Source organism: Gloeocapsopsis crepidinum LEGE 06123, assembly GCF_015207655.1.
Taxonomy (GTDB): Bacteria; Cyanobacteriota; Cyanobacteriia; order Cyanobacteriales; family Chroococcidiopsidaceae; genus Gloeocapsopsis; species Gloeocapsopsis crepidinum.
Genome location: NZ_JADEWN010000080.1, coordinates 1 through 25,479, shown reverse-complemented (window position 1 = coordinate 25,479; position 25,479 = coordinate 1). Strand labels below are relative to the sequence as shown.

Below are 25,479 nucleotides of genomic sequence, written 5' to 3'. Positions count from 1 at the left end.
CCCCAACTACTGCATTCAGGGTTGATCTTCTCATTGCCACTGCACTCGATTTAATTAATCCCGTGCATTTGAAAAACTGGTTTACTCACTGTTGCTACTGTGCCTCATAAAACTGCAATAGGCTGTAAGTGTAAAAAGAGTAATTTCAGGCGGGCAATTGAGTCGGATTGGTATGATACTAGAGCCAATCCCTCGGTTCACGTAAAGCTGGTTTCCTTGCTTTCCATATCCATCGATCCAGCCATCAGTATGAACCTGATCTTCCTTAGTAAAAGTCAACCAAGACCATTCTGGAGTAAATGGCAAGCGAATTTGTCCGCTGTGAGTGTGTCCTGCTACAGCCACAGGTGCAGTGTTAATGGGAAATAGGGCAAAGGATTCGGGATTATGCATCATCACAAATCTGGGTGCTAAGTCCGATACCCCAGCCAGTGCTACTGCTGGTTTATCCTTGTTGGGTCAATGCGCTCCTATGCCTACTCAACATAAAACTGTGTTGCGATCGCTTCTAGCCGATGTTTAACTTTGGTTTTGGGGTGGCACGAGCGTAATAGCCTCATTTTTCAGCACTTGCACGCCTAATGCTGTGAGAAACTCAGCCAATTCGGTGGCTAATGTCGTATTTGGAGGAGCATCCTTTGCTTTCATTCCATAATCGTGATTGCCTAATACCGTATAAGTTGGGATACGAGAGGCAGGCAGTGGACGCACAAGCTCAATCGCCTTACTAATTTCTGCGCTGGGGTTCTCGCTTAGAGAGTCAATGAAGTCGCTAAGAATCAACGCGATCGCAGGGCGCTCTTTAACCAGTCATTGGACAATTCGATCAATGGTGGGAGTGTTGTCCTAGCCACATCCCCACCTGCTAATCACCGATAACCGCAACTTTTTGCCCCTCCCAAGCAGCAGGTAGATCAGGAATTGCGATAATTTGGGGTTCTACATCGATGATGTATGGTTCGAGTAAACCCCAAATTAGAATTGCGTTAATCAACCCCAATAAGCTTAATAAAACGTACTTAATTTTCTTCATAGTCTGCTTGCAAATTCTACTATTGAGTGTCATTGATCTATTACCTTGAAACGACTACAAAGCTCAGCGCAAATCTCTAGAAAAACCCATGCGTGTAAATAGTGCTGGTGCTAAGAACGCAACCCACAGCGCTACTAAACTAGATGTCACAACCTCACGCGTCAATCCACCGCTCAGGATGAAGCGAGACATAAGCACAAACAACACAAGTCCTCCCAAACCAATCGCAACTTTCAGCACTTGCTTTCGGAGGGAAAGTTTGGTTGGGGAGTACCGAACAAACCTATATTCCAATGGCATGCCAATTCCTAGACCGATAGCAGTACCAAATAATTCCCAAGCTCTATGAGAGAAGCTGGTGAAAGGAAACACTGCAATGGGTGCTGATAGACCAACTACCAAGAAGAATTGAAAAGTTCGTCCTGAGAACCAGCGTACGAGTATCGGTAATAAACGCTGGTAAGCAATTACCAAGACTAATCCGATCGCTGCGCCGCCTAGCAAGTCTGCCAGATAGTGTACGCCAAGATACAGGCGCGCTAGCATCACAACAAGGACAATACAAACTGTAATGGCTAGTGGAATGCGACCAAACGCTGTCAATGTCCCCCACAAAGTCGTTGCAGTTACAGTGTGTCCACTGGGAAATGATGGTACTCCTGGATGTGTGCGAATAATTATTCGGGGGTCGTGCGGACGTGGCACGGGAAAAACTGACCAAATCAATACGTCTATTACCGTAGCTAAGACGATAGCACCGAGCAAGCTATAGGCAAGGCGTCGTCCCCAAATCCAAAACGCTAAAGCAAAAACTACTGTAACAGCTGCAGCTGTTCCTAATTGGGTAAGAATTTGAAACAGCCAATTCCAGCTAGCACCAAAAAAGCGTTGAATCGTAATAATTGGCTCAGGACTCCAAAGCAGGTCAACCGCTATTCCTCTCCACTCACTCAGCATTTAAATTGATAATTAGCTTTGACGTAAAGATTTAGATTTATCTTCCCTGAAAATAAACCTGCTCAAAAGGGTTACACTCCAAATATTTATCTTCTAAAGCGATCTCTTTCCCATCTATGTAAGCTTGAGAAGGCTGGAAGCCATGAAGGTGTATTTGGACGCTTTGGTAAGGAAAAGCAAAATTTCCTTGTTGCTCCCAGCTTAATTCCAAACTATTATCATTGCGTACTATCCGAAATTTATCTAGCCGCCATGCTCCGTATCCATCTCCAGCATCGCTGTACAGGGTGTAGGAATTTTGGATTTTAGCTTGAACCTCCTGTCCCTTGTCTTCAGTCACTGGTGCATAGATATGAAGAACTAACTTCTGTTCTTGTTCCATTGACAAAATCTTTCCTGCTTTTACCAGCAAGGGGATTTTTTCTAGAGGTGCATCAAGAGTAATCTGATTTTCTCCCTCCAAAAGGGTATCATCCCAAAAGTTATACCAATGTCCTTTCGGAAGGATAACATTACGCGATCGCACTCCTGACTCTACAACTGGACAGACTAACAAGGCATCACCTAAGAAAAAGGCATCATCAATATCCCAGAGTCTTTCATCATCATAGTCGTACCAGAACAGCGGACGCATTAAAGGATGACCAGTCTGAGTTGCTTCCCAAGCAAGAGTGTAGAAATAAGGCAGTAGTCGATAACGCAGTTGCAAAAATTCGCGGGCAATACTCAAGTAAGGTTCGCCAAAACTCCACGGCGTTCGCGGCTTAGCATTGTCAGCGCAGTGAGTGCGAAAGAAGGGACAAAAGCAAGACATTTGGAACCAACGGATATAGAGTTCTGGTGAGGGATTGCCCTTGAAACCACCTATATCAGAACCGCTATAGGGAATTCCGGAAAGTCCCATCCCCAAAATAGTTGGTATAGTTTGGCGCAATCCTTGCCAACTTGTTTCGATATCTCCAGTCCACGTCCAAGCATATCGTTGCAATCCTGCCCAGCCTGCGCGGGCGACAATGAAGGGGCGGTGCTGGGGTTGGTATTCGCAGAGTGCTTCGTAACCAGCCCTTGCTTGGAGTAAACCATAAACATTATGCGCTTCGCGGTGATCGCCACCTCTACTTTCCATGTGATGTAGGGTTGTGAATGCAGGTAAAGTGCGATCGCCCCACAGTACTAAAACCGCAGGCTCGTTCATATCGTGCCAGAAGCCGGAAATTCCCAAGTCGAGTAAATATTCATACTGCCGACTCCACCAATGGCGGGCGAGAGGATTAGTAAAATCGGGAAAGGCACACCAACCTGACCATACTGGTGCAGTAACAATCTTGCCATCAGCACGCCGACAAAATACTTCTTGTGCTTTGCCTTCTAGAAACAACTTGCTGGAAGGGTCAGCTTTCACTCCAGGACTATTAATTGCAATTAAGTGCACGCCTTTTGCTGCTAGTTCTTGGCTAAATTCACCTAGCTTAGGAAAGCGGTCTGGGTCAATGGTGAAGGCGCGAAATTCTTTTTGGCAGTCGATGTCTAAATGAATCGCACTCAAAGGAAGGTTATGAGTTTCAAACCCCTGTACTGTTTTTCGCACCTCCTCTTCTGTTTCGTATCCCCAACGTGACTGGTGATAACCCAATGCCCAGCGAGGGGGTAACAATGGGCGACCTGTTAGTTGAGTGTAGCGCTCTAGGACTTCAGCAGGGGAACCAAAGGTGAAATAATAGCGTAGCGCCCCGCCCTCAAACGCAGCAGTAGCAACGTCTTTAAAGTTAAACGTTGCTGGATAAGAATTTTCAACGTCAGTAAAGGAAAATGTTGCTGGATAAGAATTTTCATAGAAAACTAGGTAGCTACCGCTTTTGTCAAGACTTAAGTACGTAGGAATGCACAAATAAAGTGGATCGACTCCCGATCCATAGATCCCTGGTCTATCAGAGTTCCACATCCGGTAGGCTGCAATTTGTTGCTTTTTACTCTTGGGTTTTCGCAGATCTAGCGATGTCGCCCGTTCTCCTAAACCATAGATGCATTCCTTTGATCGCAACTGTGCCTGATGAATCCATTCCTCACTTCGGTGCAATGGGGGTAGTTCTTGACGTATTGTCTGTCCGTTAGTATTCTGAAACTCTAGGCTGCCATTCGCTGTTACGATGACTTTCAGCGCAGAACTAGATACGACTGAGCGATCGCTTTCCTTGGAAAATGTTGTCTCCACTTCCGACCAATCCTGCTGGACAATTCCATAAGGAATAGGAGGTACTCCAGGTTTCCAATCAATTTGTACTAGATCGGGAGTGAGAAAACAGATTTCTAGTTCGGCGTGCTCAAACGAGAATTTTCCCCCTCTTGAAGTTTGCTCAACCTGGAGGATCTTTCCTGGGGTTATCAAAGGTTCTGAAATTTTGCTATTGTGATGCCGTGCTAGGCGATCGCGTTGGATTGGATAGATGAGCGAGCCTAAAAACCGCCGAAGCTTAACGAGCCGCAAGTTTAATGATAAGAACTTACCTAAATCCATACGTAAGTGTTACTTCGTTTATATTTGGTTATGCGATCGTAATAAGCTGGCTGGGACATTGAAAAAGTATTGATTTAAGCCACACTACGAACTGATCTAAGGCAGCACAAATTAATCGTCCAATTAAATGTCGCGTCTAGAACGTCCTCTTTCTCTTAGCCGTTCTTGATAAGTTGTCAGATTGCGGTCTTGTAGATTGTAGAAGTAAGGCTCGTGAGCATAAGTATAGGTGGTTGCACCAATTCCTGCACTTGGAATGGGCGTCGTCATGTAAGGACGATAAACTCCTCTAACGCGCTCTTCGTAGTCATTATCGAGCGCTAAATCTTCACTGAACTCTGGTAAATCTTCTACTTGCTGTTTGGTTAATTGCGGGGCATATACTCTTTTATCTTCATAATCGATGTTAGCCATGCCCACAGGAAGGAATACGTTTTTACCAAACACCCAAAAGCCTGTATCAACGATGAAATAACGAAAATTTCCGTCTTCATCGACCATGATATTCTTGACAGAACCAACTTTATCATCCTGAGCATACACATCAAAGCTTTTGATGTCATAACCATCAAAAATGTCGTTTTGATAGTCGGGATAATATTCATCAAGTTTGTAAAGAGTCATGCTTTTTCTCCAAAATTCTCAAACTTAACTACTAGCCAAGTTGAATTGCTATAGCTTGAAGATAGAGGGAGATAGTGGAAAAGCCGTGGAGGAAGAACGAACGTTAACTGAAGAGCGATCGCAGAAATTTGTTGTATTCATCACAACTTATAGAGATAGATTTTACTTGCACAAAATTTTAATTTTAGATTGTAATATCAGGCTACTCTAAAATTTGTTTTTAGCAAAAAATGTAAACTCTTTTTAAAAACATCCCTCTGAAAATTGAAGTAAGAAGTTAATGAAAAACTATAAATTGAACTGGCATTTGAAGATAAATTGAGCCGGAACGCTAACTATAATGTCTTATATTCCGCTCGTGACAGCCGGAGTATTTTTATTGCTGTTGCTGTTGGAGAGAATCGATCCGCTGCGTCAAGCAAAACACTGGTGGGTGGAACGTTTAGCCATCAACTTCTGTATTACTGCTCTAGCTTTTGGTGTAAATGCAACACTGGTGCAACCTGCTGCTTCATTTATGTTGCAGTGGACGCAGGTTAAGTCTTTTGGACTGATGCCTCTTTTAGATCTACCTGTATGGATGCAAAGCGCGATCGCTTTTTTGCTAATGGATTTGACTTTCTACTATTGGCATCGTGCTACGCATAGATTTCCTTTGTTGTGGCGGTTTCACAATGTCCATCATGTCGATCCAGATTTAGATGTTTCTACTGGTTTTCGCTTCCATTTTATCGAGATTGCCTTCTCAACTGGTTTTCGGATACTTCAGGTTGCCTTAATCGGAGTTTCTGCTTGGGTTTATGCTATTTATGAGTTGGTTTTCCAAGCTAACACCCTTTTTCACCACAGTAATGTCAAACTGCCTCTGTGGTTGGAACTCTGGCTAAATTTAGTGCTGGTGACACCCCGAATGCACGGTATTCATCATTCTCAGGTACAGCAGGAAACTAACTCTAACTATTCTGTTGTTTTCCCTTGGTGGGATAGACTGCATCGCACTTTACGCCTCAATGTTCCTCAAGCAGAAATTACCATTGGTATTCCAGCTTATTCTGGCTCTGAGGAGAACAAATTACAGCATCTCCTTCTGATGCCCTTTCAGCCGCAGTGCGACTACTGGCGCAGTGCAGATAACATAACTGTAGAGCGCAATCTGACCGTATTGAAAGACGATGTGACTCAGATGGTGGATAGCGAAGATTTATCTGTGCATGGGCGCGATCGCCAAGAACGTTACAGCTAAAATCCAAAAGGCAGATATGAATGTTCTCACGACATCCTACTTATGAATCGACTCATACTGAGCTGTCAACAATAACAGTTTCACGTAGTAAAACAGTAGTTTTTAAGTAATATTTAACATAGATTTATGTTATTTACCAATAGTTAAAATGATGCGTAATTAATACTTTGTGAATTGTCATTGTTAATTTTCGACTAAAATTGTGGGCTGCTCAGAACAATTTTAAATGCTAATGCTGTTCTGCAAGTTATAGACTTTTAGTAAGTCAATATGTATTGTAAAAACTGTATTTTTCAGGAAATATGCATATCCAAAGGTTGATTTTTTATTTAAGGAATAGAGCATCTTTTTTTGAGAAAAACACATCATTTATAGTAAAATCATACAATTAAGTTCTTATAATTTAGAGTAAATTAGTAATCAATTGCTCGCTATAACCATCCCTATTTCTGCAATTCATCAAGTTTTTTGACTTAAGCATTACTCAACTAAAGGAAATATTTGCATATGGATCTCGGTCTTAACGGTAAAATTGCTGTCATCACTGGTGGAGATTCCGGTATTGGTAAAGCGACAGCTAAACTGCTCGCCCGTGAGGGTGCAAAAGTAGCAATAATCGACAAAACTTCAGAAACGCTTCAGCAGGCAGTAGAGGAAATTGGAAAACACGGAGAAGCTTTTGCAGTCCACGCTGACTTGACTAAGTTGGAAGAAGTAGAGAACGCTCAGCGTCAGATTCTCGATCGCTTCGGCACAGTTCACATCCTTGTCCATGCAGCAGGAATAACAGGCGCGACTGGAGATTTCCTCGAACTAAGCGACGAGCAGTGGTACAAGACAATTGATGTAGACTTGATGGCAGCTGTACGTACCTGTCGTGCTTTTATCCCAGCAATGCGCAAAGCAGGTTGGGGACGAGTTGTTTTGATTAGCTCGGAAGATGCCGTACAGCCTTATCCAGAAGAAATGCCTTACTGCGCGTGCAAAGCAGCAGTCCTGAACCTTGCCAAAGCTTTATCTAAAGCTTATGCCAAAGATGGCATACTGGTGAATACAGTTTCTCCTGCCTTTATCGCTACTCCCATGACGGATGCGATGATGGAAAAGCAATCGAACCAAATGGAAGTGAGTTTTGATGAGGCGATCGCGCAGTTTCTAGAAGAGAACCGTCCTCACCTCGAACTGAAAAGACGCGGAAGACCCGAAGAAGTAGCGGATGTTATTGGTTTCTTGTGTTCTGAACGGTCGAGCTTTGTACTCGGTGCTAACTGGCGGGTAGATGGTGGTTCAGTTGCGAGTCTGTGACAAATGTAACCAAACAAACTTTGCAGAAAGCCGCGTTCGTCATTAAGCCCCTTGACCCATAAACTGCATCAATCCGCCATCCACAACTAAAATTGTGCCGTGAATGTATTTAGCATCGCTTGAGGCTAGAAATACGGCAGCATAGGCAATTTCCTGTGGCTCAGCTGCTCGTTTCATCGGAATAGACTACACTTGCTTTTGCCAAACTTCTGGGTCGTCTTTTGCTGACTGATTAAATGGTGTAAGCACCATCCCTGGAGCAATATTGTTCACGTTAATGCCTTGGTCTGCAACCTCTAGCGCTAGTGTTCGAGTTAAGTTGCGCAATCCGCCCTTGGCGACATCATAATCAGATGCTCCGGCTCTAGGAATCTCTTGGTGAACGCTCGTGATGTTAATAATGACACCACGCTTATCTTTACCTTCCATGCCTCTGATAAAGTGCTGACAGCAAAGAAAAGGACCGTAGAGGTTGGTTTTTAGCGCCCGATCCCAACGCTCATAAGGCATATCCTTGACTGGGATACCCGCTGAATCGATTCCAGCATTGTTAACTAGAATTGTTGGAGTTCCCAGGTGACTCTGCGTTTCTTGAAACAAGCGCTCAATGTCTTCAGCCTTGCTCTGGTCAAGTTCGACAACAATCGCTTTTCGACCAGCCTCCTCCACCTGTTTGCGCGAGTGTTTTGCTCCTTCTCTTGCAAATGCAATAGCAGTGGCTTGACCAATACCAGAATCAGAGCCAGTAATAACTGCAATTTCTCCTTTCAGGCTTTGTTCTCTCATGGTAACACCTGTAAAATTTACACACTGCTACATTTATGCAAGTGGATGAAAGTGGATATTTGTTCTATCTAAGGTAGGAACCAAAAACAGCACTACTAGTTCAACAGTTAGGTTTGTGCTTGATAGTTAAATTCATTTAAACCTTCCCTCTGCTTTGTTGAGAGTAGCTAGCTGCCAGCATTCGCCAAGACATTAACATTGTTGTCTTTATGCGTGTAGGACTACCAACTTTTCAAGGTGTTTTTTAGTAGATTCCAGGGATGCTACCTAGTACAGAGGAATTTGCTAGTTCTCCGTCTGTTTCCTTTTTAATCACGGCGATTGTCCCAGCTGATTCCATGACGATCGCTTCTACCTCTTGTAAAGAGCCAATTCTATTTTCACGCACGGCTGCTAATAATTGTGCTTGCGTTACCCGTTGCTCTTGCATGGCTTTGCGTAAAAATTGACCTCGAAAATAAAGCAGTGATGGACTTGCTGTAACCAAATCGTTGAATGCTGATGAGTGAGTAGTTAGCCACGACACCAGGTATTGCAAGAAAATCAACGTAAAGAATGCCGTAACACTTTCAGCTAATGATATGCCTTTCGCTGTGATTAATCGTCCGAAGGTGGAACCGATCGCAATTGTAATGACAAAGTCAAAGGCATTCAATTGAGCCAACGTGCGTTTGCCAGATATCCGCAGCAAGATTAGTAAGCTGAAATATGCCAAGGTTCCGACAACAAAGATTCGGATAAGTGGTTCAACCCCTCCATAAAAAAAAATAACATTGTCCATAGTCAATAGTGATAGTTTGTTTAACGTTTTTAACTTATGGAATCAAGCTCTATATTGGGACAAAAGCTAAATGTTACTATGGGGACATTTAAAACTATTGTGTTCAACTAAACCTAAGAGTAGCTTGCGGCGATGGGTAAGGTCATCAAGCGATCGGGCAAATTCATCATCACTGACGACTGGAATTCCTGCTTGACGTAAAGGTGTGAGATCAGGAGCGGGCGGTAAATGATCGGCAGGATAAATTGAAGCGGATGCCAAGGTCTTTAGATAAGTATGAACTGTTTCTCGCGCTGATTTTAGTATGGCAGGACTCGGACGATGTGGCTCTTGCAGCCCATATTTCAAAATAGTCAATGCGTCGTCTAGAATTGCCACTGCGGGGGCACTGTCTTCCTTAAAAGATGCACCATGATAGCAGTGCAATACGGGATATGCCAGCTGTTGCTCAGTTAGTGTACCAAGCTGTGAAATCATCGACATCAATTGCAAATCTAGTCCAGTAAACCCTTTACCATCCCAAACATTTAAAATAAACTCTTCAGCAGAATTTCCCAATCCAGTAATTTGACTAGCCAATGATTGCTTAGTCGTCACGCCTCCAATCACGGATAGTAAGAAACTAACCACCATCGTGATGAGAAACATACCGCTGAGACTTGTAAAGGAAGCCGCAATTTCCCAAGCGCCGCGACTAGGATATAAATCGCCATTGCCCATTGTTGAGATGGTGTAGGCAACAAAATAGATGCGATCGCTTAACGTGCTTAGCTGTGGTTCTGGTGTACGCGTGTAAATCAGCGAGGTTGGATCGGCGCTAAATATCAGCACCCAACCTGCCCAAAGCAAACTTACCCAAATAAATACTGTCACTGTTTGAATTAACGGACCTGCTAAGCTGAGCCAATAGTTGCGTTTGGTGCGAATTAGCTTTGCCATCACCCACCAAACTCCATTGATAATCTGAGAGGTAACAAAACCTGCACCTCCGTCTACCCATAGGGCTGTCCATAGCGCATCGAGAAGTGATAAAAGCACCAAGAGCAGTCCAAGAATAAATAGTAGAATGTTCACCGCGCTCTCAATGACCCAATATTAAGACTTGATTCGCGTGTCATTTTTTCCAAAAGCACAATTTACCGAATCTAGCAAAAGACATAAACCTGAAATGCTAGAGCTTTTGTGATGTCGTCTTAAATTCAATTAGAGTTTCTAAGCTTGATACTCAAAGTTGTAGCCAATCAAGTGTTACATAAGGTGTAGTATTTTTAGGTCAGTTTTGCTCTTTGTAGCAATATCACTTTGACTTTAGTAGATATAATTCACTCTCGAAAGCCGTCACTGCAACAGCGCTTTCATTATTCTTATCTCCCGCTCTTGTGTTGCAACAATCTCCTCGCACAGTTGCTGGATGCGTTGGTCTGTGATAGAAGCCTGCTCGCACACGAGAATTGCCGCAGCATGATGTGGAATCATCGAACGCAAGAATTGCTGGTTTCCTACTGCTGCTTGCGTTCGGACAAGCATCCAGAATAAACCTATCAATGCTGCTCCTACGAAAAGAAGCACGATATTTACCCGCTTGTTTTGATACATCATCGATCCCATCACCGTGAGCATGATAATCAGCATCGGCGCTACCATGAGTCCCGCCATATATATCTGGTTGAGACTGAGAAACACATTGCTCCACACATTAACTCGCGAAAGCATGATGATAGCCATGACAACGTAAGAAATCGATAGCGCGATTAGTAAGCGGATATAAGGCTTCATGTCAGATTTAGATTTCATATTAAAAATTTTCCTGGTTGGGTAAGATTGATAGGTAAAGATAATTTTCTCAGTATCAAAATTATTGATTAAGCCAGTTTTGCGCGACGCAATAGTACCGCATTAACTGCCACAATCACAGTAGAAAGGCTCATGAGTAATGCACCCACGGCAGGAGATAACAGAATTCCCCAAGCATACGCAACGCCAGCAGCAAGGGGAATCGCAATGACGTTGTACCCCGTTGCCCAAAATAGGTTTTGAATCATTTTGTTGTAGGTCTTCTGCGCTAGATTTAAAGCTTTGACGGCATCAAGCGGATCGTCTTCAATCAACACTAAATCTGCCGATTCAATTGCGACATTTGTTCCCGCACCGATCGCAATTCCAATGTTTGCTTCTAAAAGCGCGGCAGCATCGTTGATACCATCTCCCACAAAAGCAGTTGCACCTTCGTGTTTCAACCTGCTAATAGTCTTAACTTTATCTTCTGGCAAAACGCGGGCGTAGTAGCGATCAATGCCTAAATCTTGAGCGACTGTTTTAGCTACAGCTTCTGCGTCGCCTGTAATCATCACAACTTGAATGTTTTTGGCGTGTAACTGATTGACAGTTTCCCGCGCTCGTTCTCTGACGCGATCTGCCATAGAAATAACGGCGATCGCTTGGCGATCGTCCATCAACACCACCGCACTTTCACCGCGCTCGTCTGCTTTTGTCAATCCTGCTTGCAGCGATGTTGAGATTGGCAATTTTTGCTGTGATACCCATTCCGGTCTTCCAATGCGGTAAATTTGACTGTGAATATCGCCCTCGACTCCCCTACCCGTCACTGACTTGAAATCAGACATCTGCGGTAACTCTAGCTTTTGTTGTTGGGCGGCTGTGACTACAGCTTTAGCTAAGGGATGCTCGGAAGGCGTTTCTAACGCAGCAGCGATCGCTAATGCTTGGCTTTCATCGATGCGCTCGGTATAAACTCTTTGCACGCCAAATTGACCTTCTGTTAAGGTTCCCGTCTTATCAAATGCCATTATTTTGATATCTTTTGCCCGTTCCAAGGCATCGCGATTGCGTACCAAAATTCCGTTTTTAGCGGCTAGCCCTGTAGAGTTGGCGATAACGAGGGGAATTGCTAATCCTAACGCGTGGGGACAGGTAATGACGAGTACAGTGACGCTACGATTGATAGCAAATAGCAAATCGCTTAACCACAGCCAAACGATAAATGTCATCGTACCAGCTGCGATCGCAATTAAGGTTAACCAATATGCAGTGCGATCGGCTAATACTTGATAGCGGCTTCTCGATCCTTGCGCTTCTTCCACCAAGCGCATAATTTGACTGATTGTGGTTTCACCACCAATGCGAGTGACTTTGACCTGCACTGAACCTTCGCCATTGACCGAACCAGCGACGACTTCATCCCCCTGTTGTTTGGAAACAGGACGAGATTCTCCGGTCAGAAATGACTCGTCCACGCTAGTATCTCCCTCAACTACCACGCCATCATTGGGAATCTGCTCTCCTGGACGAATCAGGATAACGTCTTCTACCGCAATTTCGCTGACAGGTACATCTTCAATCTTGCCGTTTTGCAATCGATGCGCTTGTGTTGGTACGAGTTCGGCTAAATTCTCTAAAGCGCGACTGGCTCCAGCGACAGAAGCCATCTCAATCCAGTGTCCCAGCAACATAATATCTACCAGCGTTGCTAGTTCCCAGTAAAAGGGCATTCCAGGTAAACCAAGAGAAACTGCGATGCTGTAGACGAAAGCTACCGTAATTGCCAGCGCAATCAGGGTCATCATGCCAATTTTACTGTGCAGTTCGCTCCAGGCTCCGCGTAGGAATACCCAGCCACCATAAAAGTAGATGACGATACCAAGAATTGGGTTAATCCAGTTAGAGCCAGGAAAGGCGATCACTTCGTAACTTAGCCAACCTTGCAGTTGCTCAGAAAAATACAGAATAGGTATGGTGAGGGCTAAGCAGATAAAGAACCGTCGCTTAAAAATTGCTGGATCGTGATGTCCTGGATGTCCCCCATGTCCAGAATGTCCAGCGTGTCCGTGATGGGGAGTATCGGCATCCTGTTGGTGGTGTGCGTGATGACCGTTATGCTCGTTGTGATGCGATCGCGTTTTCTGCTGTATAGGTTCCTTACCATCTTCTATCATCTGCCTTACCCCAAACGATCATTAATTCTGAACTAATTAAGCTCGTGCTGCGGCAATGTCTGCAATCTTACGGTATTCTTGTACGGCTTGACGGCAAGCTTGAGCACAGTTCTGGCAGTGTGGATTATCGTGCTTCTCGCACTCGCTGGCACAGGCTTCGCAGATTTCTATGCAAGAACGAACGATATTCGGAATAAAGCGCGAACTACGACTCATATAACCTGCGATCGTCCAACAGATCTGAGCGCAATCGCGACAAAGACGAGCGCATTCTGGCATTGAGCCTAAACACTGATCGGCGCAATGTTCGCATTCATACGCGCAATGAATCGCCGCGTCAATACTAGTTTGATATTGTTGATGAGGCATAAAATTCTTCCTAATCGAATTCTTACTTTGTGAATATACAAATTTCAGATCATTGATATCTCTGTCTGATGATGTAACAATAATTTCTTCCGAATGAAAGACAATAATTTCATCCTCATTTCATTTTTGGGTGCTGCGATCGCTATTTATAAAATTTGTTATGCTTATTTTTTTTCTGTTCTCCTAAATATAAAAAATTAATACAATCTGTTACAGTTTGTTGTGTTCTGCACTGCCTTACTTCGATATTTGTGTTAAATAACTTTTCATAAAAAACAGCCTTAGATAATATTTCTAAGGCTTGCTGTTTATTAACTGACGTTTCCTACACTTTCTCGTTCACATTATAAAAAAGTCAAGAAATTTTATTCTCGATAATCGGTGCGACTGACTACGTCAGGCTCTCGATATGCATTAGTTTCTATACGACTTTTTTTACGAGACAAACCAAACAAACCAAACAGACCAATTAGCCCTAGCAAACCCCAATCAAAACCATCATCAGCATACACAACTCGTGTAGGCGGGACTACAGGGGCTGCTGGAACAGTGGTTACTGGAGCTGGAGCACAAGCAGAGAGAGTTAGAAACAAAATTACTGTACTCAGTATTAAGGCGCCAACGCTAACAATTTTAGAAAATTTAAGCCGCTTCATCTTTAAAATCCCTTTTCATTGCTAAAATAGCAAATCAACTGTTTTTGCAACACTTTAATAAAAGAAGTAACAAACCTTCTCTACTAGTACTTGAATATGTGCTTAGCAGAGTTACATAAGAATCTGTCCTTTGATCTATCTTCTTACTTCAGGGTCACGATAAGCTGTGGGTTCAGAGCGTTTCTTCCCTGCTAAGCCTGCTAAACCAAATAAACCAATTAATCCTAACCAACCCCAATCAAAGTCATCGTCTTCATAAACCTCTTCTGACACTACTCCAGGTGCAGTTACTTGAGCATTGGCAGATAAAGTGAAGGGTAAAATTGTTGTAGCTGCTGTTAGCAAGCTTACTGCAGTGGCTTTGAGTAAGAAAGAGCTTTTCATAGTTGTTTTTTCTCTCAGAATTATTACAGAAATCTACTTAAAAATCTATCGTCTAACTCTTGCAATAAAATCAATCTTTAGCTATAAAATTAAAGTTTATGTTCTAACTAAAGGCGGATAAGGTAGTTAGTATTTTTAAGCTTGTTATTTATCTCGATAACTATTTTTGTAAAAGCATAAGTGTTAATCATTATTAATGTTCTTAAAATAAGTAGACTTATCTACACTTATTTTTTACCAAGAATAAGAAACTTGCTCTGCTAGAAGCTCAGCAGAGCAAATTAGGTTAGCTAGCTATACGAATATAGGTTGATGTTTGCGATTAGCACATTGTGTTACTAATTATTCTTGTGCTGATGGATACACAGATTGAGCAATAAGTACGGGTCTATTGGCGTATTCTACCTCTAGCTGGCGTTGTAGATCCAAATCCCAGGTTAAATCGTAGTCTCTATCCAAGTCAGCGACGACGAATTGGCGAAGCACGCCAGTAACAACAACCTTCCCACCTTCTTCGACTGGGCGTTGAGGATTCGGAACTAAGACTAACAAGTCGTTAGCCCCCAGTAACTGCTCTTCGTCGAGTGTAAATGCATTAGGACCGACGATGTTTTCAACCTCAGCAGGAACTGCGATTACTTGGTTGTAGTACAAGCTGGGATTTTCAGTAAGTTCACCTGGTCTGGGTGCTAGTGCGAGTGACTGAGCGATGATTGCAGGTTGACCTTCGTAATCAACATACAAATTAGGATCTAAACCCAAATTATACACTCGGTTTACATCAGCAACAACAAACCGAGCAACTGTACCTGTTACTTGAACCTGTATATCATCTTGTGGAAAAACGAAAGGTTCTCCAGATGCGTTGATCACTAAAATTTCATCATCGCCGAACAACTCCTCGTTCACAATAGTGAAGGTATTTTCACCAACTTTTTCCGCAGCTTCACTTCTTACGGTTACGGGTTTACCGATTAGTTCTGCTGTCTCCTCAGCCACTTCTTCTGTGGTGACGTTGCTTTCTGCTGTAGGACCGCCTGTAACTTGGTTGTCAGTGCAAGCAGCCACAAGTGTGGTCATTAATGCTAAACTAACAGCACTCGCGCGTATTCCACGGCTTCTAATACGGTTAATATTCATCATTGGCTCCTCTCCATAAATTGGTGTGTATTGTTGTAGCGATCGCACTAAGTTGCAAGTACTGCTTGTCTATAGCACTGCATCTGCATTCATTAGTTCACAAAAACTTGACCATCGCTTTGAATTCTGATTACGCCTTGATTGTCATCAAGGGGGTTTGCATCTTCATCAAGTGAGACTGATAGTAGACCTGGTTCAGCGTCTGTTGTCACTGGTAAGATCTCTACAAATCCATCGTCTTGGCGTACAACAGTGATTGTTGCTGGTAATGGGATATTTTGCAATGTTGCTTCTTCTCTACCTGGTAAGTAGCGCCGTCCAGTATGTCCGGTAACTTCGTAAGTAACGAGCGCGTTAGTATTATTTTTCAGTCTCACGCTAACTTGTTGACCTGTCGGCTTAAGCAGTGCTACTGGTTCACTACGTTCTTCTGGTAAAGGGGGCTGTACTGGAAGCGTTTGGGGTGTTCCTGGGGGGTTAGTCACTCCTGGAGTGGCTCCTCTAACTGCTACCCCTGGTTGACCTGGTGTGGGAACAACCGCTCCTGGTGTAGTAGGTGCATCAGATGGAACGATGCGATCGGGAGTTAAATCTCTACCTGGTAAACCTGGCGATCTTTGTCCTGCAACCGTGTCACTTGGTTGTTGATTAACAATAATGCGATTGGGAGTTGCCGACGATGCACCATATTGCTGCGTAAATGCATTAGGTGGACAACCTTGAGGTACAAAATTTCTACTGTTGAAGGGTTCTTCGTAGTAGATACGCGGACAGGGATTGAGGACTGAGGATTGAGCACTGGCTGCTAGTGGTATTGCTGGTATCCCAATGAGTAATCCTCCAAAGATACTTCCCCAAAACCCAACCTTTCTACGTAAATAAAGCTGATTAATTCTATTCATAAACGCCTTTTTGTCAAGAAAACATTGAGAAAGCTAGGATACAAATGTTTCGCGATCGCTTATTTAGCAAAAAAACTGTATTTTACGAAATATCTGCAATAAGCAATGTATACTGACTTTAAAAACAATAATTTGAGATAGTGGAAAACTCGTGGAAATCTTCTACTCTTTATTAAATCTGTGTCTTAAGATATAGTTTGATACATCAATTTGAGTAAGTACTGAAGTAAGAACTGAATACAAATTGTTAATTTATCTATTCTAGTAGTTCTAAAGAAGTAAGACTACCAACTAGGTGAGCATCAATTAAGTTGATATTAGCTAAAACAACGAAAATATCTAACAAACAAATCACGTTGTCGTGCTAACAAACTGCAACTCCTTGCAGATCAGCTAATGCTAACAATATTCCTACAAAACTGACGATAAAGCTAAGCTCATTGCTTAACAAGTTCTCAAACAAAATAATTAACTAAATATTGAGTTTCCTAAACTGAAAATTTCTTATTCAGTAGCTGCTGGTAACTGTTCTGGTTGCAAAGTTAATTCTTGAGGTAAACCATTACGATTAACTGTAATTTGGATTGTTGTACCTAAATTTGTTGCTTCTACAAAGTCTTGTACTTGGTCAGCATTTTGAATTTCTACTTGATTGATTTGAGTGATAATATCACCTGGACGTAAACCAGCACGGGCTGCTGGAGAGTTGGGAGCAACGTCAACGATTAAAACTCCCTGTTCTTGCTCAATTTTAAAACCAAGATTACTCTGGTTAATTTCTTGCTGAATTTCCGGTGTCAGTTCAATTAATCGTACGCCAATGTATGGGTGTTCGACTTGACCAGTTGTAATTAACTGATTTGCAATTCTTTGGGCAGTATTAATCGGAATGGCAAAGCCTAGACCTTGCGCTCCACCAATAATAGCAGTGTTCACTCCTACGACTTCGCCTTGAGCATTGAGCAAAGGTCCGCCAGAATTACCAGGATTAATTGCTGTATCAGTTTGTAGAAAATCAAGTCGTTTGTCGTTGACACCGATATCTGAACCACTTCGTCCTGTAGCGCTGATAATTCCTTGAGTCACGGTATTATTTAGACCTAGAGGATTACCAATTGCGATCGCCCATTGCCCGACAACGATATTGTCAGAATTAGCTAGCTCAACTACAGGTAAGTTTGTCCCCTCGACATCAATAACTGCTACATCTGTAATAGGATCTGCACCGACAACTTTTCCAGCAAAACGCCGACCATCTCTTAACACAACTGATACTTCATCGGCATCTTCCACCATATGAGCATTAGTGAGAATACGACCATCTTGGCTAATAATAAATCCTGAACCAACACCTTGTTGAACTCGCTGTTCTGGAGGAAACAATTCTTCACCAAAAAAACGTTCAATTAGCGGGTTACTAGTAGCAGGTACTTCAACTGTACGGGTAGCATCAATTCTGACAACTGCTGGTCCTACTTCTTGAACAACCTCAGCAACAAAGTTAGCATTGTTCGGCTGAGCTACTTGTTGAGTAGGTAAAGGTTGAACTTGGGTAGCTCTATTTTCTAGAGGTTCGCATCCAGCACTACCAATTACGAGCATTCCTAAATATAAAACGGGTTGTTTGAAAATTTGCGTAATTGTCTCCTTGTGCAAGTTTTTCAACTCCATAACTGTAAAACATACTAGTTCTAAAAACTGAGGCAGAACCGAATTTATAACATTAGATCTCAATAGTGGAAAACTCGTGGAGATGAGCTAGGCTATAGCATTTATTGCTAGCACCAATTACTTTGTCTATATCTGTAGTAAGACGCGATCGCTCATGTGCATTCTTTAAGGTAGAGTAGACATTTATTACGCCCTCTCATCATTAGGTGTTAGCAATTCTGGAGTAGACATTAGCTAGGCAAAAGAATAATTGTCGATTTGGTTAGCGATTAGTTTTCAGGAAGATTTTGATAGCAAACAATTGTTTGAATTAACACTTGAGTAAGGCAAGCAAAAAAGAGCTATATGGAGGAAATTCAATCATGGTACAGCAATTAAGCAACAAAAAAGTTGCCATTCTTGCTACCGATGGCGTTGAACAAGTCGAATTAATCAAACCCAAGAAAGCACTTGAGCAAGCAGGCGCTCAAACTCAAGTTGTTTCACCCAAAAGCGATAGCATTCAAGGCTGGAATCATCACGATAAGGGCGATCGCATTCCAGTAGATATAACACTAGAGCGGGCTAACCCTGATGACTATGATGCACTACTTTTACCTGGTGGTGCTTTAAATCCTGACCAACTGCGTACCAACTCTCAAGCAGTACAGTTCGTCAAGTCCTTTTTTGCAGCAGGTAAGCCTGTGGCGGCAATCTGTCACGGTCCGTGGACGTTGATTGAAGCAGATGTAGTTAAAGGACGTACGTTGACTTCTTGGCCTTCATTGCAAACTGACTTAAGAAACGCTGGTGCAACCTGGGTTGATCGCGAAGTTGTAGTCGATGGAGGATTAGTAACGAGTCGTAATCCTCAAGACATTCCTGCATTTAACGACAAGATGATCGAGGAATTTGCTGAGGGACAGCACGAAGAACAACGCCGCTCTGCATAGTTGCAATAACCAAGCCTCCTCGAATCTATTGAGGAGGCTTGAGGGCTTACAAGGTCAGTATTACGACACTCCTGGGACTAATTCTACCTTCACCCAGCCTGGTTGTCGTTGGTCGAACGCTTTATAGGCATCAATTGCAGACATCAACGCTCCAACTTGAGTCAAGACTTTTGTGGGGTCTACTGTACCGTTACGAACCATATCTATCAGTATCGGAATATACTTGCGGTGATTGCAGTTACCCATGTTGATAGTCAAGTTTTTATTCATTGCCATGCCAATTGGGAAGAACTTGTGCGTTGGTGGATAAACACCAATAATTGAAAGCGTTCCTGCTTTAGCTAATCCCTGAACACACCACTCTAATGCTTGCGAAGGAGCGTTACCTGGATGCCAATTTCCGTTTTGAGGGTTAGTTTGAGGTGCAATCTGTTGTAACTCTTGCTGAAATTGTTGTGCCTGTTGTTGTGCTTTTTCGGCGGCAGGACCGCTGTGAGGTGCGTTTGCATCTACACCAACGGCATCAATCGCTCGATCTACGCCAATCCCTCCAGTCAGCTGATGAATGATCTCAATCGGGTCTTCGGCATTGTAATCGATAACTTCCGCGCCGAGTTCGCGTGCCATTTCTAAGCGTGAAGGAATTGTATCTACAGCAATAATGCGTCCTGCACCGAGCAGTTTGGCACTGGCGATCGCAAACATCCCCACAGGACCGCAGCCAAACACCGCAACGGTATCTCCTGGAACGATCTCTGCAATATCGGCTCCAAAATATCCTGTTGGGAAAATGTCGGACAGGAGTATCGCTTGGTCGTCTGTCACCTCGTTTGGTAGCTTAACTAATCCCGCGTTGGCAAAGGGAATTCGAGCATATTCTGCTTGCAAGCCATTAAATGGACCTGTTTCTTCTGGACCGCCAAAAAAAGCTGTTCCGGCGCTGCTACCATTGGGATTGGAGTTATCGCACTGAGCATGATATCCCGAACGGCAATAAGAACAGTAGCCACAGGCAATTGTCGAGGGAATGACAACGCGATCGCCTACCTTGAAATTCCGCACATTCGAGCCAATTTCTTCAATGATGCCAATGCCTTCATGTCCCAAAATTGTGCCAGGTTTCATACCTGTAAATGTTCCCCGAATCATGTGCAGATCTGTGCCGCAAATTGCACTTGAGGTTAGTCGCACGAGCGCATCTGTTGACTCTTGAATTTTAGGTTCAGGTACGTCATCCAATCGAATATCTCCAATTCCATGAAAAACCACTGCTTTCATTGTCAATACTCCTAGTGATTTGTAGTCTCTATAGAACGTTGCAGTTTAAAGGTGTACTTGATATTTAAATAAAAAGTAAAAATTCACAACTATTTTTTATGACTAATATAAGCTCAGTAATCTGTATTTTTCTATCAAGTTACAATCGGTTGCAAATGAGAAAAAATTAGTAGATATTGCGATCGCAACCTAACTTTACAGAATTACGTAGTACTCATAATTAGTCACAAGATTAGCGACACTTTATACCTTCTTTATCTGCCTTAAGAGAGATATAAAAATTAAATAAGATGCGTTCTAAAATACAAGTAATGATTATTATTCTCGTTTTTGTATGTTAATTTATCTTTGTATTGCTGCAAATTGCCTTTTATCTTAAAATTAAACCTTTGCTTTAATAAGCTTAGGTATTCTAGGATGTAGATATAATTATAATCAATATTTTCTTTTAATTTAAAGCTGCTTCTACTTGTTCAGCAAGCTTTAAGGGATTAAATGGTTTGTTAAGTATACCTTTAACACCTAATTCAATAAAATTTTGCTTAATAAAGCGCCCTTTAGCTGTTAGTAAAATAACAGGAATAGTATTAGTGATTGTACTAGATTGAAGTTTTTTTAGCGTTGTTAATCCATCCTCATCTGCCATCATGACATCTAAGAGAATTGCATCAGGTTGACGATCTTGGGCTAAGTGTAAGCCTTCACGACCTGAATGAGCAATTAGAACCTGCCATCCGCCCATAATTTCTAGGCAAGTTTGGATCAATTGTAAAATATCATCTTCATCATCAATAACTAAGATTCTCTTCTTTGTCATTGCGTTTTACCTTCTGCTCTAACTTATTAACTTGACAAGCGCGATCGCTTGTTGTTTTTCATATAGTCTTAATTCTTCCTCATCGTCTGTGTTTGTAAATCGAGAAGCCTGATAAATGAGTGCGCCAACTGCAAAAAGCGCAAATAAAAAGGCGATTGCCAACACGATACGAATTATAACGTTACTAGGGCGAGGGTTTTGCATAAATTTTGATGTTTCATTAGAGTAATTATGCAAAGACTGTTACTGAATTGTCAGATTCAAAGTTATACGAATAGCATTGGCTGTAACAGGAGCATCTGTGCAATATAACTATTTATAATGCTGTCAAACTTGAGAAAAACCTAAGTATTGAGAACTATTACAGTTTTTAAGATACGGTGAAAAAGTGGAAAAATCGGGCAGGAAACGATGAAAGATAAATTACCTGCTAAACATAAACTTGTTACGTCAACATAGAAAAGCAAGCCCAAACTGTAGAATATGCTGAGAACGATGCGCCTTCACTTTAAGGGCTATAGCGTTGCTATTATTGCCGTTGCGATCGCTTTTGTGTTAACAAAACTCATGTGGCAGCTAACTCAGCCTCATGTTTACCCATTGTTCCTTGCGGCGGTGATGGTGAGTTCCTGGTATGGGGGCATGAAGTCAGGTTTATTTGCTACTACTTTGTCTGCTGTGCTGTGCGACTACTTCTTTGTCCCCCCACTTTACACGGTGCTACCTAACCGACAGGGAATTGTTGGGGTCATCCAATTTGTACTAGTAGCACTACTCATTAGTGGTCTTAACACAAGACTGCGCTCGACTCAAGAACTAGCCCAACGTAATTATGAGTCCTTACGTCAAAGTCAAGAAAGCTTGCGCTACAGCGAAGAACGCTATCGCATTTTAGTAGAAGGGGTGACAGACTATGCGATCTTTATGCTCGACTCAAATGGTATTTTTGCGACTTGGAACGTCGGTTCAGAAAGGATGTTAGGCTATCAGGAAGCAGAAATTATCGGGCAGCCTTTTAAACGGATTTTTACGCCAGAGGGAATACAGCAAGGCTTACCAGAACAAGTTTTGCAGATGGCGATCGCCGAAGGTTTTTCGCGAGAAAATCGCTGGCACATTCGTAAGGATGGTACGCACTTTTGGACTCATTGTATTGTGACCGCATTACGCGATGACAGTGGAAATCTGCGGGGCTTTGCCAAAATTATGCAAGATATTACTCAGCGCAAACTCGCCGAGGAAGAACGCGAACAGTTATTGTTGCGCGAACAAGCTGCCCGCGCGGAGGCAGAAGCCGCCAACCGCGCTAAGGACGATTTTTTAGCGGTAGTCTCGCACGAACTACGTACCCCAATGACGGCAATTATTGGTTGGGCGGGAATGTTGCAATCAGGGATGCTTGATGAAGATCGAGCGGCTTTAGCAATTAAAACAATTGAACGCCATGCTAACTTGCAAATGCAACTGATTGAAGATCTACTTGATATTTCCCGCATAGTCAGAAGAGATCTTGCACTCAATTTCGATAGAGTTGATTTGGTAACAGCGATCGCTGCAGCAATTGACGTTGTGCAACCAACCGCTAGCGAGAAAGCAATTAATTTGGAGTTTGTACAGGAGTTAGGAGACAGCGATCGCTCACCTCTCGTTTGGGGCGACGCAGAACGCTTGCAACAAGTCGTGTGGAATTTACTTTCCAATGCGATTAAGTTTACACCTGAAAGAGGAAAGGTGACAGTCAGATTGTCAATAATTAGTGGCGATGGTTTACCAGAAAACACTGCTTCCTCACAATTAACTGTTAACCGTCAACCAACCCAGCTACCTTCACGCAGTGTAGCGCCAGCGTCTACTACTAATTACCCCTTAGCAATTACGATTGCTCAAATCCAAGTCAGCGACACAGGGATAGGTATTGATCGCGACTTTCTCCCCTATGTTTTTGATCGCTTCCGTCAGGCAGATAGCACCAGCGCCAGAGCAAATAAAGGGTTGGGTTTGGGTTTAGCGATCGCGCGTCATTTAATTGAATTGCACAGCGGTACCATTGAAGTAGATAGCTCAGGTATAGGACAAGGAGCGACATTCACGATCAACTTGCCATATCAAACTACTTTACCACCAGAGGATTTTATAGTTGGCAATCCAGAGCGATCGCAGTCTTATGCAGTCAAAGACAATACTAGAACAAATAATCCGCCACGGCTTGACGGCTTGCGCGTACTAATTGCAGATGATGAACCTGACGCGCGGCAGTGGATTACTATCGTACTCGAAGAGTCTGGTGCGGAAGTTATTGCCGTTGCTACCGTAGGCGAGGCACTTGAGGCACTCGTACAACAAAGACCAGATGTGTTAGTTAGTGACATTGGGATGCCAGGAGAAGACGGCTATGCGCTCATGCGTAAAATTAGAGAGTTGGAACCAGAAATGGGTGGAACAATTCCCGCTGTAGCCTTGACAGGATACGCTAGGGAAGAAGACTATACAAAGGCTTTAGCAGCAGGCTTTCAACTTCACGTTGCTAAACCAATTAGGGCAGCTGAGCTAATTGCCGTCGTTGCTAGCCTGGCGAGGATGGCTGGAAAGTTCTAAATTAGAGCGTTTCGTTGCTTTTTTATACTCCTGAGTATCGGCTAACACACTTATAGAAATCGAGAAGACATTGCTTTTGATAGATGTTTAGCGCAGTTAAAAATCTTTCAGTTAGATTAGAAAGCTTTTGTTCCTAGAGACACTTTTTCTAGAAGTAGACAGTCGCTATGAAAATTCTCGTAGTTGAAGACGATAATTCAATCGCTCAAGCTGTTGCCGCAACACTCGCCCAACAGCAGCATTGTCTTGTTGATATTGCCACTGACGGTCAAGAAGGTTGGGAATTAGCAGTAGCATTCAACTACGATTTGATTTTACTTGATGTAATGTTGCCCAAGCTAGACGGCGTGAGTTTGTGTCGGCAACTCAGGCGAAAAGGCGAGCAAATACCAATTCTCATGCTGACAGCAAAAGATACTAGCACTGATAAAGTTATAGGTTTGGATGCTGGTGCAGATGATTATGTTGTCAAACCGTTTGATTTTCCAGAATTGTTTGCTCGCGTCCGCGCTTTGTTACGTCGGGGAACTTCTACGCTACCTCCAGTGCTGCAATGGGGTAACTTGCGGCTCGATCCCAGTAGTTGTGAGGTGACATACAAAGATCAAGTTTTGCATTTAACTCCAAAGGAGTATGCGGTATTAGCGTTGTTTCTCCGCGACGCACGGCGGACATTTAGTCGGAGTACGATCGTGGATCGCTTGTGGAATTTAGAAGATCCGCCGCAAGAAGACACAATTAAGTCTTACATCAAAAGCTTGCGTCAAAAACTTAAAACAGCAGGCGCACCTAGTGACTTTATCGAAACCGTTTACGGTTTAGGCTATCGCCTGAACTCACTATTGCAAGATTCGCATCCAGAATCAATAGTGTCCGATTTGAACGAGGTGCAAAAAGAAATTTTGTCAGCAGTAACTAAGTTCAGGGAAGTTTTTACCGCAGGAATGAGCGATCGCCTAGCGGTATTAAAACAAGCGGTAGAATCTTTATATTCTGGCACGCTGAATCATGAGGTGCGATCGCAGGCTGTTATAGAAGCACATAAACTCGCAGGTGCTTTGGGTAGTTTTGGTTTTACTCAAGCTTCACAATTGGCTCAGGAAATCGAGTTTTTATTAGAAGCTCAAGATAGTAATAATTTCACGCACTGTTTGCGGCTATGTCAACTTCTGGAAGCATTAGAAGAGGAAACAAAGCAAAATCCAGACAAGTTAATTATGAGTACACTATCTGTCAGTTGAAAAAAAAATCAAGGACAATTCAGCACAATAAGATATAAATTTTAGCATTGCTGAATCAATGTATGAATCGTTAAGCAATCGCACTTGTATCAGCCCCTAAATCCACGCCAGTTGCACTCAACGGGGGCGATAAGGATGACACTTTTGTTCACGGGGTAAGGAGGCAAATCATACGAACTTGCGTTCTAAAGAACAATTAGGGTAGGGTGCAGTTAACCGAGAAACGAGCACTGTTATGGCAAGAGTCAGTCGAGTTGTAGCCCACCAGAGCGTTGAAGAAGTTAAGCAGAAGCTGGC

General features: G+C 42.9%; 25 protein-coding genes and 1 pseudogene. 5 read left to right on the top strand and 21 right to left on the bottom strand.

The window, feature by feature from the left end; all coding sequences use genetic code 11:
* Positions 1 to 81: 81 nt before the first annotated feature.
* The 6 genes from IQ230_RS27060 to IQ230_RS23100 all read right to left on the bottom strand — a co-directional run bounded on the left by IQ230_RS27060 (position 82) and on the right by IQ230_RS23100 (position 5,129).
* Complete coding sequence (locus IQ230_RS27060) at positions 82 to 396, bottom strand: hypothetical protein (RefSeq protein ID WP_228055265.1); 315 nt, start codon at positions 394 to 396, stop codon at positions 82 to 84.
* Between the two features lie 123 nt (positions 397 to 519).
* Positions 520 to 711, bottom strand: coding sequence for a hypothetical protein (locus tag IQ230_RS27055; RefSeq protein WP_228055264.1), 192 nt, complete (start codon positions 709 to 711; stop codon positions 520 to 522).
* A 154-nt stretch (positions 712 to 865) separates the two neighbouring features.
* A complete protein-coding gene (locus IQ230_RS27050; RefSeq protein ID WP_228055263.1) occupies positions 866 to 1,033 on the bottom strand; it encodes a hypothetical protein in 168 nt (55 codons plus the stop codon).
* 63 nt (positions 1,034 to 1,096) lie between these two features.
* Entirely contained in the window at positions 1,097 to 1,990 is an 894-nt protein-coding gene (locus IQ230_RS23110) for a phosphatase PAP2 family protein (protein ID WP_228055262.1), read from the bottom strand.
* Between the two features lie 37 nt (positions 1,991 to 2,027).
* A complete protein-coding gene (locus IQ230_RS23105) occupies positions 2,028 to 4,505 on the bottom strand; it encodes a glycoside hydrolase family 31 protein (RefSeq protein ID WP_193934577.1) in 2,478 nt (825 codons plus the stop codon).
* Between the two features lie 123 nt (positions 4,506 to 4,628).
* Positions 4,629 to 5,129 (bottom strand): PRC-barrel domain-containing protein, encoded by a 501-nt coding sequence (locus tag IQ230_RS23100; protein ID WP_193934576.1) that lies wholly within the window; start codon positions 5,127 to 5,129, stop codon positions 4,629 to 4,631.
* Between the two features lie 340 nt (positions 5,130 to 5,469).
* Between IQ230_RS23100 and IQ230_RS23095 the strand changes: the two genes are divergently transcribed.
* Entirely contained in the window at positions 5,470 to 6,372 is a 903-nt protein-coding gene (locus IQ230_RS23095; RefSeq protein WP_193934575.1) for a sterol desaturase family protein, read from the top strand.
* A 507-nt stretch (positions 6,373 to 6,879) separates the two neighbouring features.
* Positions 6,880 to 7,677 carry an SDR family NAD(P)-dependent oxidoreductase gene (locus tag IQ230_RS23090; protein WP_193934574.1) on the top strand — a complete coding sequence of 266 codons (798 nt, stop codon included), beginning with the start codon at positions 6,880 to 6,882 and terminating at the stop codon, positions 7,675 to 7,677.
* Positions 7,678 to 7,719: 42 nt separating this feature from the next.
* Here IQ230_RS23090 and IQ230_RS23085 read toward each other — a convergent pair.
* From IQ230_RS23085 to IQ230_RS23030, 12 genes and pseudogenes are all read right to left on the bottom strand, one after another.
* Positions 7,720 to 8,463: pseudogene (locus IQ230_RS23085) on the bottom strand (SDR family NAD(P)-dependent oxidoreductase).
* A 244-nt stretch (positions 8,464 to 8,707) separates the two neighbouring features.
* Positions 8,708 to 9,244: a DUF421 domain-containing protein gene (locus IQ230_RS23080; RefSeq protein ID WP_193934573.1), complete on the bottom strand. Its 537-nt coding sequence runs from the start codon at positions 9,242 to 9,244 to the stop codon at positions 8,708 to 8,710.
* A gap of 66 nt (positions 9,245 to 9,310) precedes the next feature.
* Positions 9,311 to 10,318 carry a potassium channel family protein gene (locus IQ230_RS23075; protein ID WP_193934572.1) on the bottom strand — a complete coding sequence of 336 codons (1,008 nt, stop codon included), beginning with the start codon at positions 10,316 to 10,318 and terminating at the stop codon, positions 9,311 to 9,313.
* 264 nt (positions 10,319 to 10,582) lie between these two features.
* Positions 10,583 to 11,038: a DUF305 domain-containing protein gene (locus IQ230_RS23070; protein ID WP_193934571.1), complete on the bottom strand. Its 456-nt coding sequence runs from the start codon at positions 11,036 to 11,038 to the stop codon at positions 10,583 to 10,585.
* Positions 11,039 to 11,106: 68 nt separating this feature from the next.
* Positions 11,107 to 13,197 carry a heavy metal translocating P-type ATPase gene (locus IQ230_RS23065; protein ID WP_193934570.1) on the bottom strand — a complete coding sequence of 697 codons (2,091 nt, stop codon included), beginning with the start codon at positions 13,195 to 13,197 and terminating at the stop codon, positions 11,107 to 11,109.
* 36 nt (positions 13,198 to 13,233) lie between these two features.
* Positions 13,234 to 13,566, bottom strand: a complete 333-nt coding sequence (locus tag IQ230_RS23060) for a four-helix bundle copper-binding protein (RefSeq protein WP_193934569.1) — start codon at positions 13,564 to 13,566, stop codon at positions 13,234 to 13,236.
* Between the two features lie 365 nt (positions 13,567 to 13,931).
* Positions 13,932 to 14,222 (bottom strand): WGxxGxxG family protein, encoded by a 291-nt coding sequence (locus IQ230_RS23055; protein ID WP_193934568.1) that lies wholly within the window; start codon positions 14,220 to 14,222, stop codon positions 13,932 to 13,934.
* Positions 14,223 to 14,357: 135 nt separating this feature from the next.
* Positions 14,358 to 14,606, bottom strand: coding sequence for a WGxxGxxG family protein (locus IQ230_RS23050; protein ID WP_193934567.1), 249 nt, complete (start codon positions 14,604 to 14,606; stop codon positions 14,358 to 14,360).
* 342 nt (positions 14,607 to 14,948) lie between these two features.
* The gene (locus tag IQ230_RS23045; protein ID WP_193934566.1) at positions 14,949 to 15,749 is read right to left on the bottom strand and encodes a hypothetical protein; all 801 of its coding nucleotides are present in this window, start codon (positions 15,747 to 15,749) and stop codon (positions 14,949 to 14,951) included.
* Between the two features lie 89 nt (positions 15,750 to 15,838).
* Positions 15,839 to 16,648, bottom strand: coding sequence for a hypothetical protein (locus tag IQ230_RS23040; RefSeq protein WP_193934565.1), 810 nt, complete (start codon positions 16,646 to 16,648; stop codon positions 15,839 to 15,841).
* Between the two features lie 256 nt (positions 16,649 to 16,904).
* Positions 16,905 to 17,003 carry a DUF3611 family protein gene (locus IQ230_RS28010; protein ID WP_407646707.1) on the bottom strand — a complete coding sequence of 33 codons (99 nt, stop codon included), beginning with the start codon at positions 17,001 to 17,003 and terminating at the stop codon, positions 16,905 to 16,907.
* Positions 17,004 to 17,152: 149 nt separating this feature from the next.
* Positions 17,153 to 18,319, bottom strand: a complete 1,167-nt coding sequence (locus tag IQ230_RS23030) for an HhoA/HhoB/HtrA family serine endopeptidase (RefSeq protein WP_193934564.1) — start codon at positions 18,317 to 18,319, stop codon at positions 17,153 to 17,155.
* A gap of 362 nt (positions 18,320 to 18,681) precedes the next feature.
* Between IQ230_RS23030 and IQ230_RS23025 the strand changes: the two genes are divergently transcribed.
* On the top strand, positions 18,682 to 19,251 hold the full coding sequence (locus IQ230_RS23025) for a type 1 glutamine amidotransferase domain-containing protein (RefSeq protein WP_193934563.1): 570 nt from the start codon (positions 18,682 to 18,684) through the stop codon (positions 19,249 to 19,251).
* A 60-nt stretch (positions 19,252 to 19,311) separates the two neighbouring features.
* Here the strand turns inward: IQ230_RS23025 and IQ230_RS23020 are convergent, their stop codons facing one another.
* From IQ230_RS23020 to IQ230_RS23010, 3 genes are all read right to left on the bottom strand, one after another.
* Positions 19,312 to 20,529, bottom strand: a complete 1,218-nt coding sequence (locus IQ230_RS23020) for a zinc-dependent alcohol dehydrogenase (RefSeq protein WP_193934562.1) — start codon at positions 20,527 to 20,529, stop codon at positions 19,312 to 19,314.
* 448 nt (positions 20,530 to 20,977) lie between these two features.
* Positions 20,978 to 21,346, bottom strand: a complete 369-nt coding sequence (locus IQ230_RS23015; protein ID WP_193934561.1) for a response regulator — start codon at positions 21,344 to 21,346, stop codon at positions 20,978 to 20,980.
* An 18-nt stretch (positions 21,347 to 21,364) separates the two neighbouring features.
* The gene (locus IQ230_RS23010; protein ID WP_193934560.1) at positions 21,365 to 21,550 is read right to left on the bottom strand and encodes a hypothetical protein; all 186 of its coding nucleotides are present in this window, start codon (positions 21,548 to 21,550) and stop codon (positions 21,365 to 21,367) included.
* A 279-nt stretch (positions 21,551 to 21,829) separates the two neighbouring features.
* On the opposite strand from IQ230_RS23010, the gene IQ230_RS23005 reads away from it, so the two are divergent.
* Entirely contained in the window at positions 21,830 to 23,941 is a 2,112-nt protein-coding gene (locus tag IQ230_RS23005; RefSeq protein WP_193934559.1) for an ATP-binding response regulator, read from the top strand.
* 167 nt (positions 23,942 to 24,108) lie between these two features.
* Positions 24,109 to 25,182 (top strand): response regulator, encoded by a 1,074-nt coding sequence (locus tag IQ230_RS23000; protein WP_193934558.1) that lies wholly within the window; start codon positions 24,109 to 24,111, stop codon positions 25,180 to 25,182.
* Positions 25,183 to 25,479 lie beyond the last annotated feature (297 nt).

Excerpts from the sequence above, each read along its gene's own strand:
- IQ230_RS23065 (WP_193934570.1), bottom strand. The coding sequence starts at position 13,197 with ATGATAGAAGATGGTAAGGAACCTATACAGCAGAAAACGCGATCGCAT.
- IQ230_RS23015 (WP_193934561.1), bottom strand. The coding sequence starts at position 21,346 with ATGACAAAGAAGAGAATCTTAGTTATTGATGATGAAGATGATATTTTA.
- IQ230_RS27050 (WP_228055263.1), bottom strand. The coding sequence starts at position 1,033 with ATGAAGAAAATTAAGTACGTTTTATTAAGCTTATTGGGGTTGATTAAC.
- IQ230_RS23045 (WP_193934566.1), bottom strand. The coding sequence starts at position 15,749 with ATGATGAATATTAACCGTATTAGAAGCCGTGGAATACGCGCGAGTGCT.
- IQ230_RS23110 (WP_228055262.1), bottom strand. The coding sequence starts at position 1,990 with ATGCTGAGTGAGTGGAGAGGAATAGCGGTTGACCTGCTTTGGAGTCCT.
- IQ230_RS23090 (WP_193934574.1), top strand. The coding sequence starts at position 6,880 with ATGGATCTCGGTCTTAACGGTAAAATTGCTGTCATCACTGGTGGAGAT.
- IQ230_RS23050 (WP_193934567.1), bottom strand. The coding sequence starts at position 14,606 with ATGAAAAGCTCTTTCTTACTCAAAGCCACTGCAGTAAGCTTGCTAACA.
- IQ230_RS23005 (WP_193934559.1), top strand. The coding sequence starts at position 21,830 with ATGCTGAGAACGATGCGCCTTCACTTTAAGGGCTATAGCGTTGCTATT.
- IQ230_RS27060 (WP_228055265.1), bottom strand. The coding sequence starts at position 396 with ATGATGCATAATCCCGAATCCTTTGCCCTATTTCCCATTAACACTGCA.
- IQ230_RS23105 (WP_193934577.1), bottom strand. The coding sequence starts at position 4,505 with ATGGATTTAGGTAAGTTCTTATCATTAAACTTGCGGCTCGTTAAGCTT.
- IQ230_RS23070 (WP_193934571.1), bottom strand. The coding sequence starts at position 11,038 with ATGAAATCTAAATCTGACATGAAGCCTTATATCCGCTTACTAATCGCG.
- IQ230_RS23100 (WP_193934576.1), bottom strand. The coding sequence starts at position 5,129 with ATGACTCTTTACAAACTTGATGAATATTATCCCGACTATCAAAACGAC.
- IQ230_RS23000 (WP_193934558.1), top strand. The coding sequence starts at position 24,109 with ATGAAAATTCTCGTAGTTGAAGACGATAATTCAATCGCTCAAGCTGTT.
- IQ230_RS23025 (WP_193934563.1), top strand. The coding sequence starts at position 18,682 with ATGGTACAGCAATTAAGCAACAAAAAAGTTGCCATTCTTGCTACCGAT.
- IQ230_RS23080 (WP_193934573.1), bottom strand. The coding sequence starts at position 9,244 with ATGGACAATGTTATTTTTTTTTATGGAGGGGTTGAACCACTTATCCGA.
- IQ230_RS23060 (WP_193934569.1), bottom strand. The coding sequence starts at position 13,566 with ATGCCTCATCAACAATATCAAACTAGTATTGACGCGGCGATTCATTGC.
- IQ230_RS23095 (WP_193934575.1), top strand. The coding sequence starts at position 5,470 with ATGTCTTATATTCCGCTCGTGACAGCCGGAGTATTTTTATTGCTGTTG.
- IQ230_RS23055 (WP_193934568.1), bottom strand. The coding sequence starts at position 14,222 with ATGAAGCGGCTTAAATTTTCTAAAATTGTTAGCGTTGGCGCCTTAATA.
- IQ230_RS23030 (WP_193934564.1), bottom strand. The coding sequence starts at position 18,319 with ATGGAGTTGAAAAACTTGCACAAGGAGACAATTACGCAAATTTTCAAA.
- IQ230_RS23040 (WP_193934565.1), bottom strand. The coding sequence starts at position 16,648 with ATGAATAGAATTAATCAGCTTTATTTACGTAGAAAGGTTGGGTTTTGG.
- IQ230_RS23020 (WP_193934562.1), bottom strand. The coding sequence starts at position 20,529 with ATGAAAGCAGTGGTTTTTCATGGAATTGGAGATATTCGATTGGATGAC.
- IQ230_RS23010 (WP_193934560.1), bottom strand. The coding sequence starts at position 21,550 with ATGCAAAACCCTCGCCCTAGTAACGTTATAATTCGTATCGTGTTGGCA.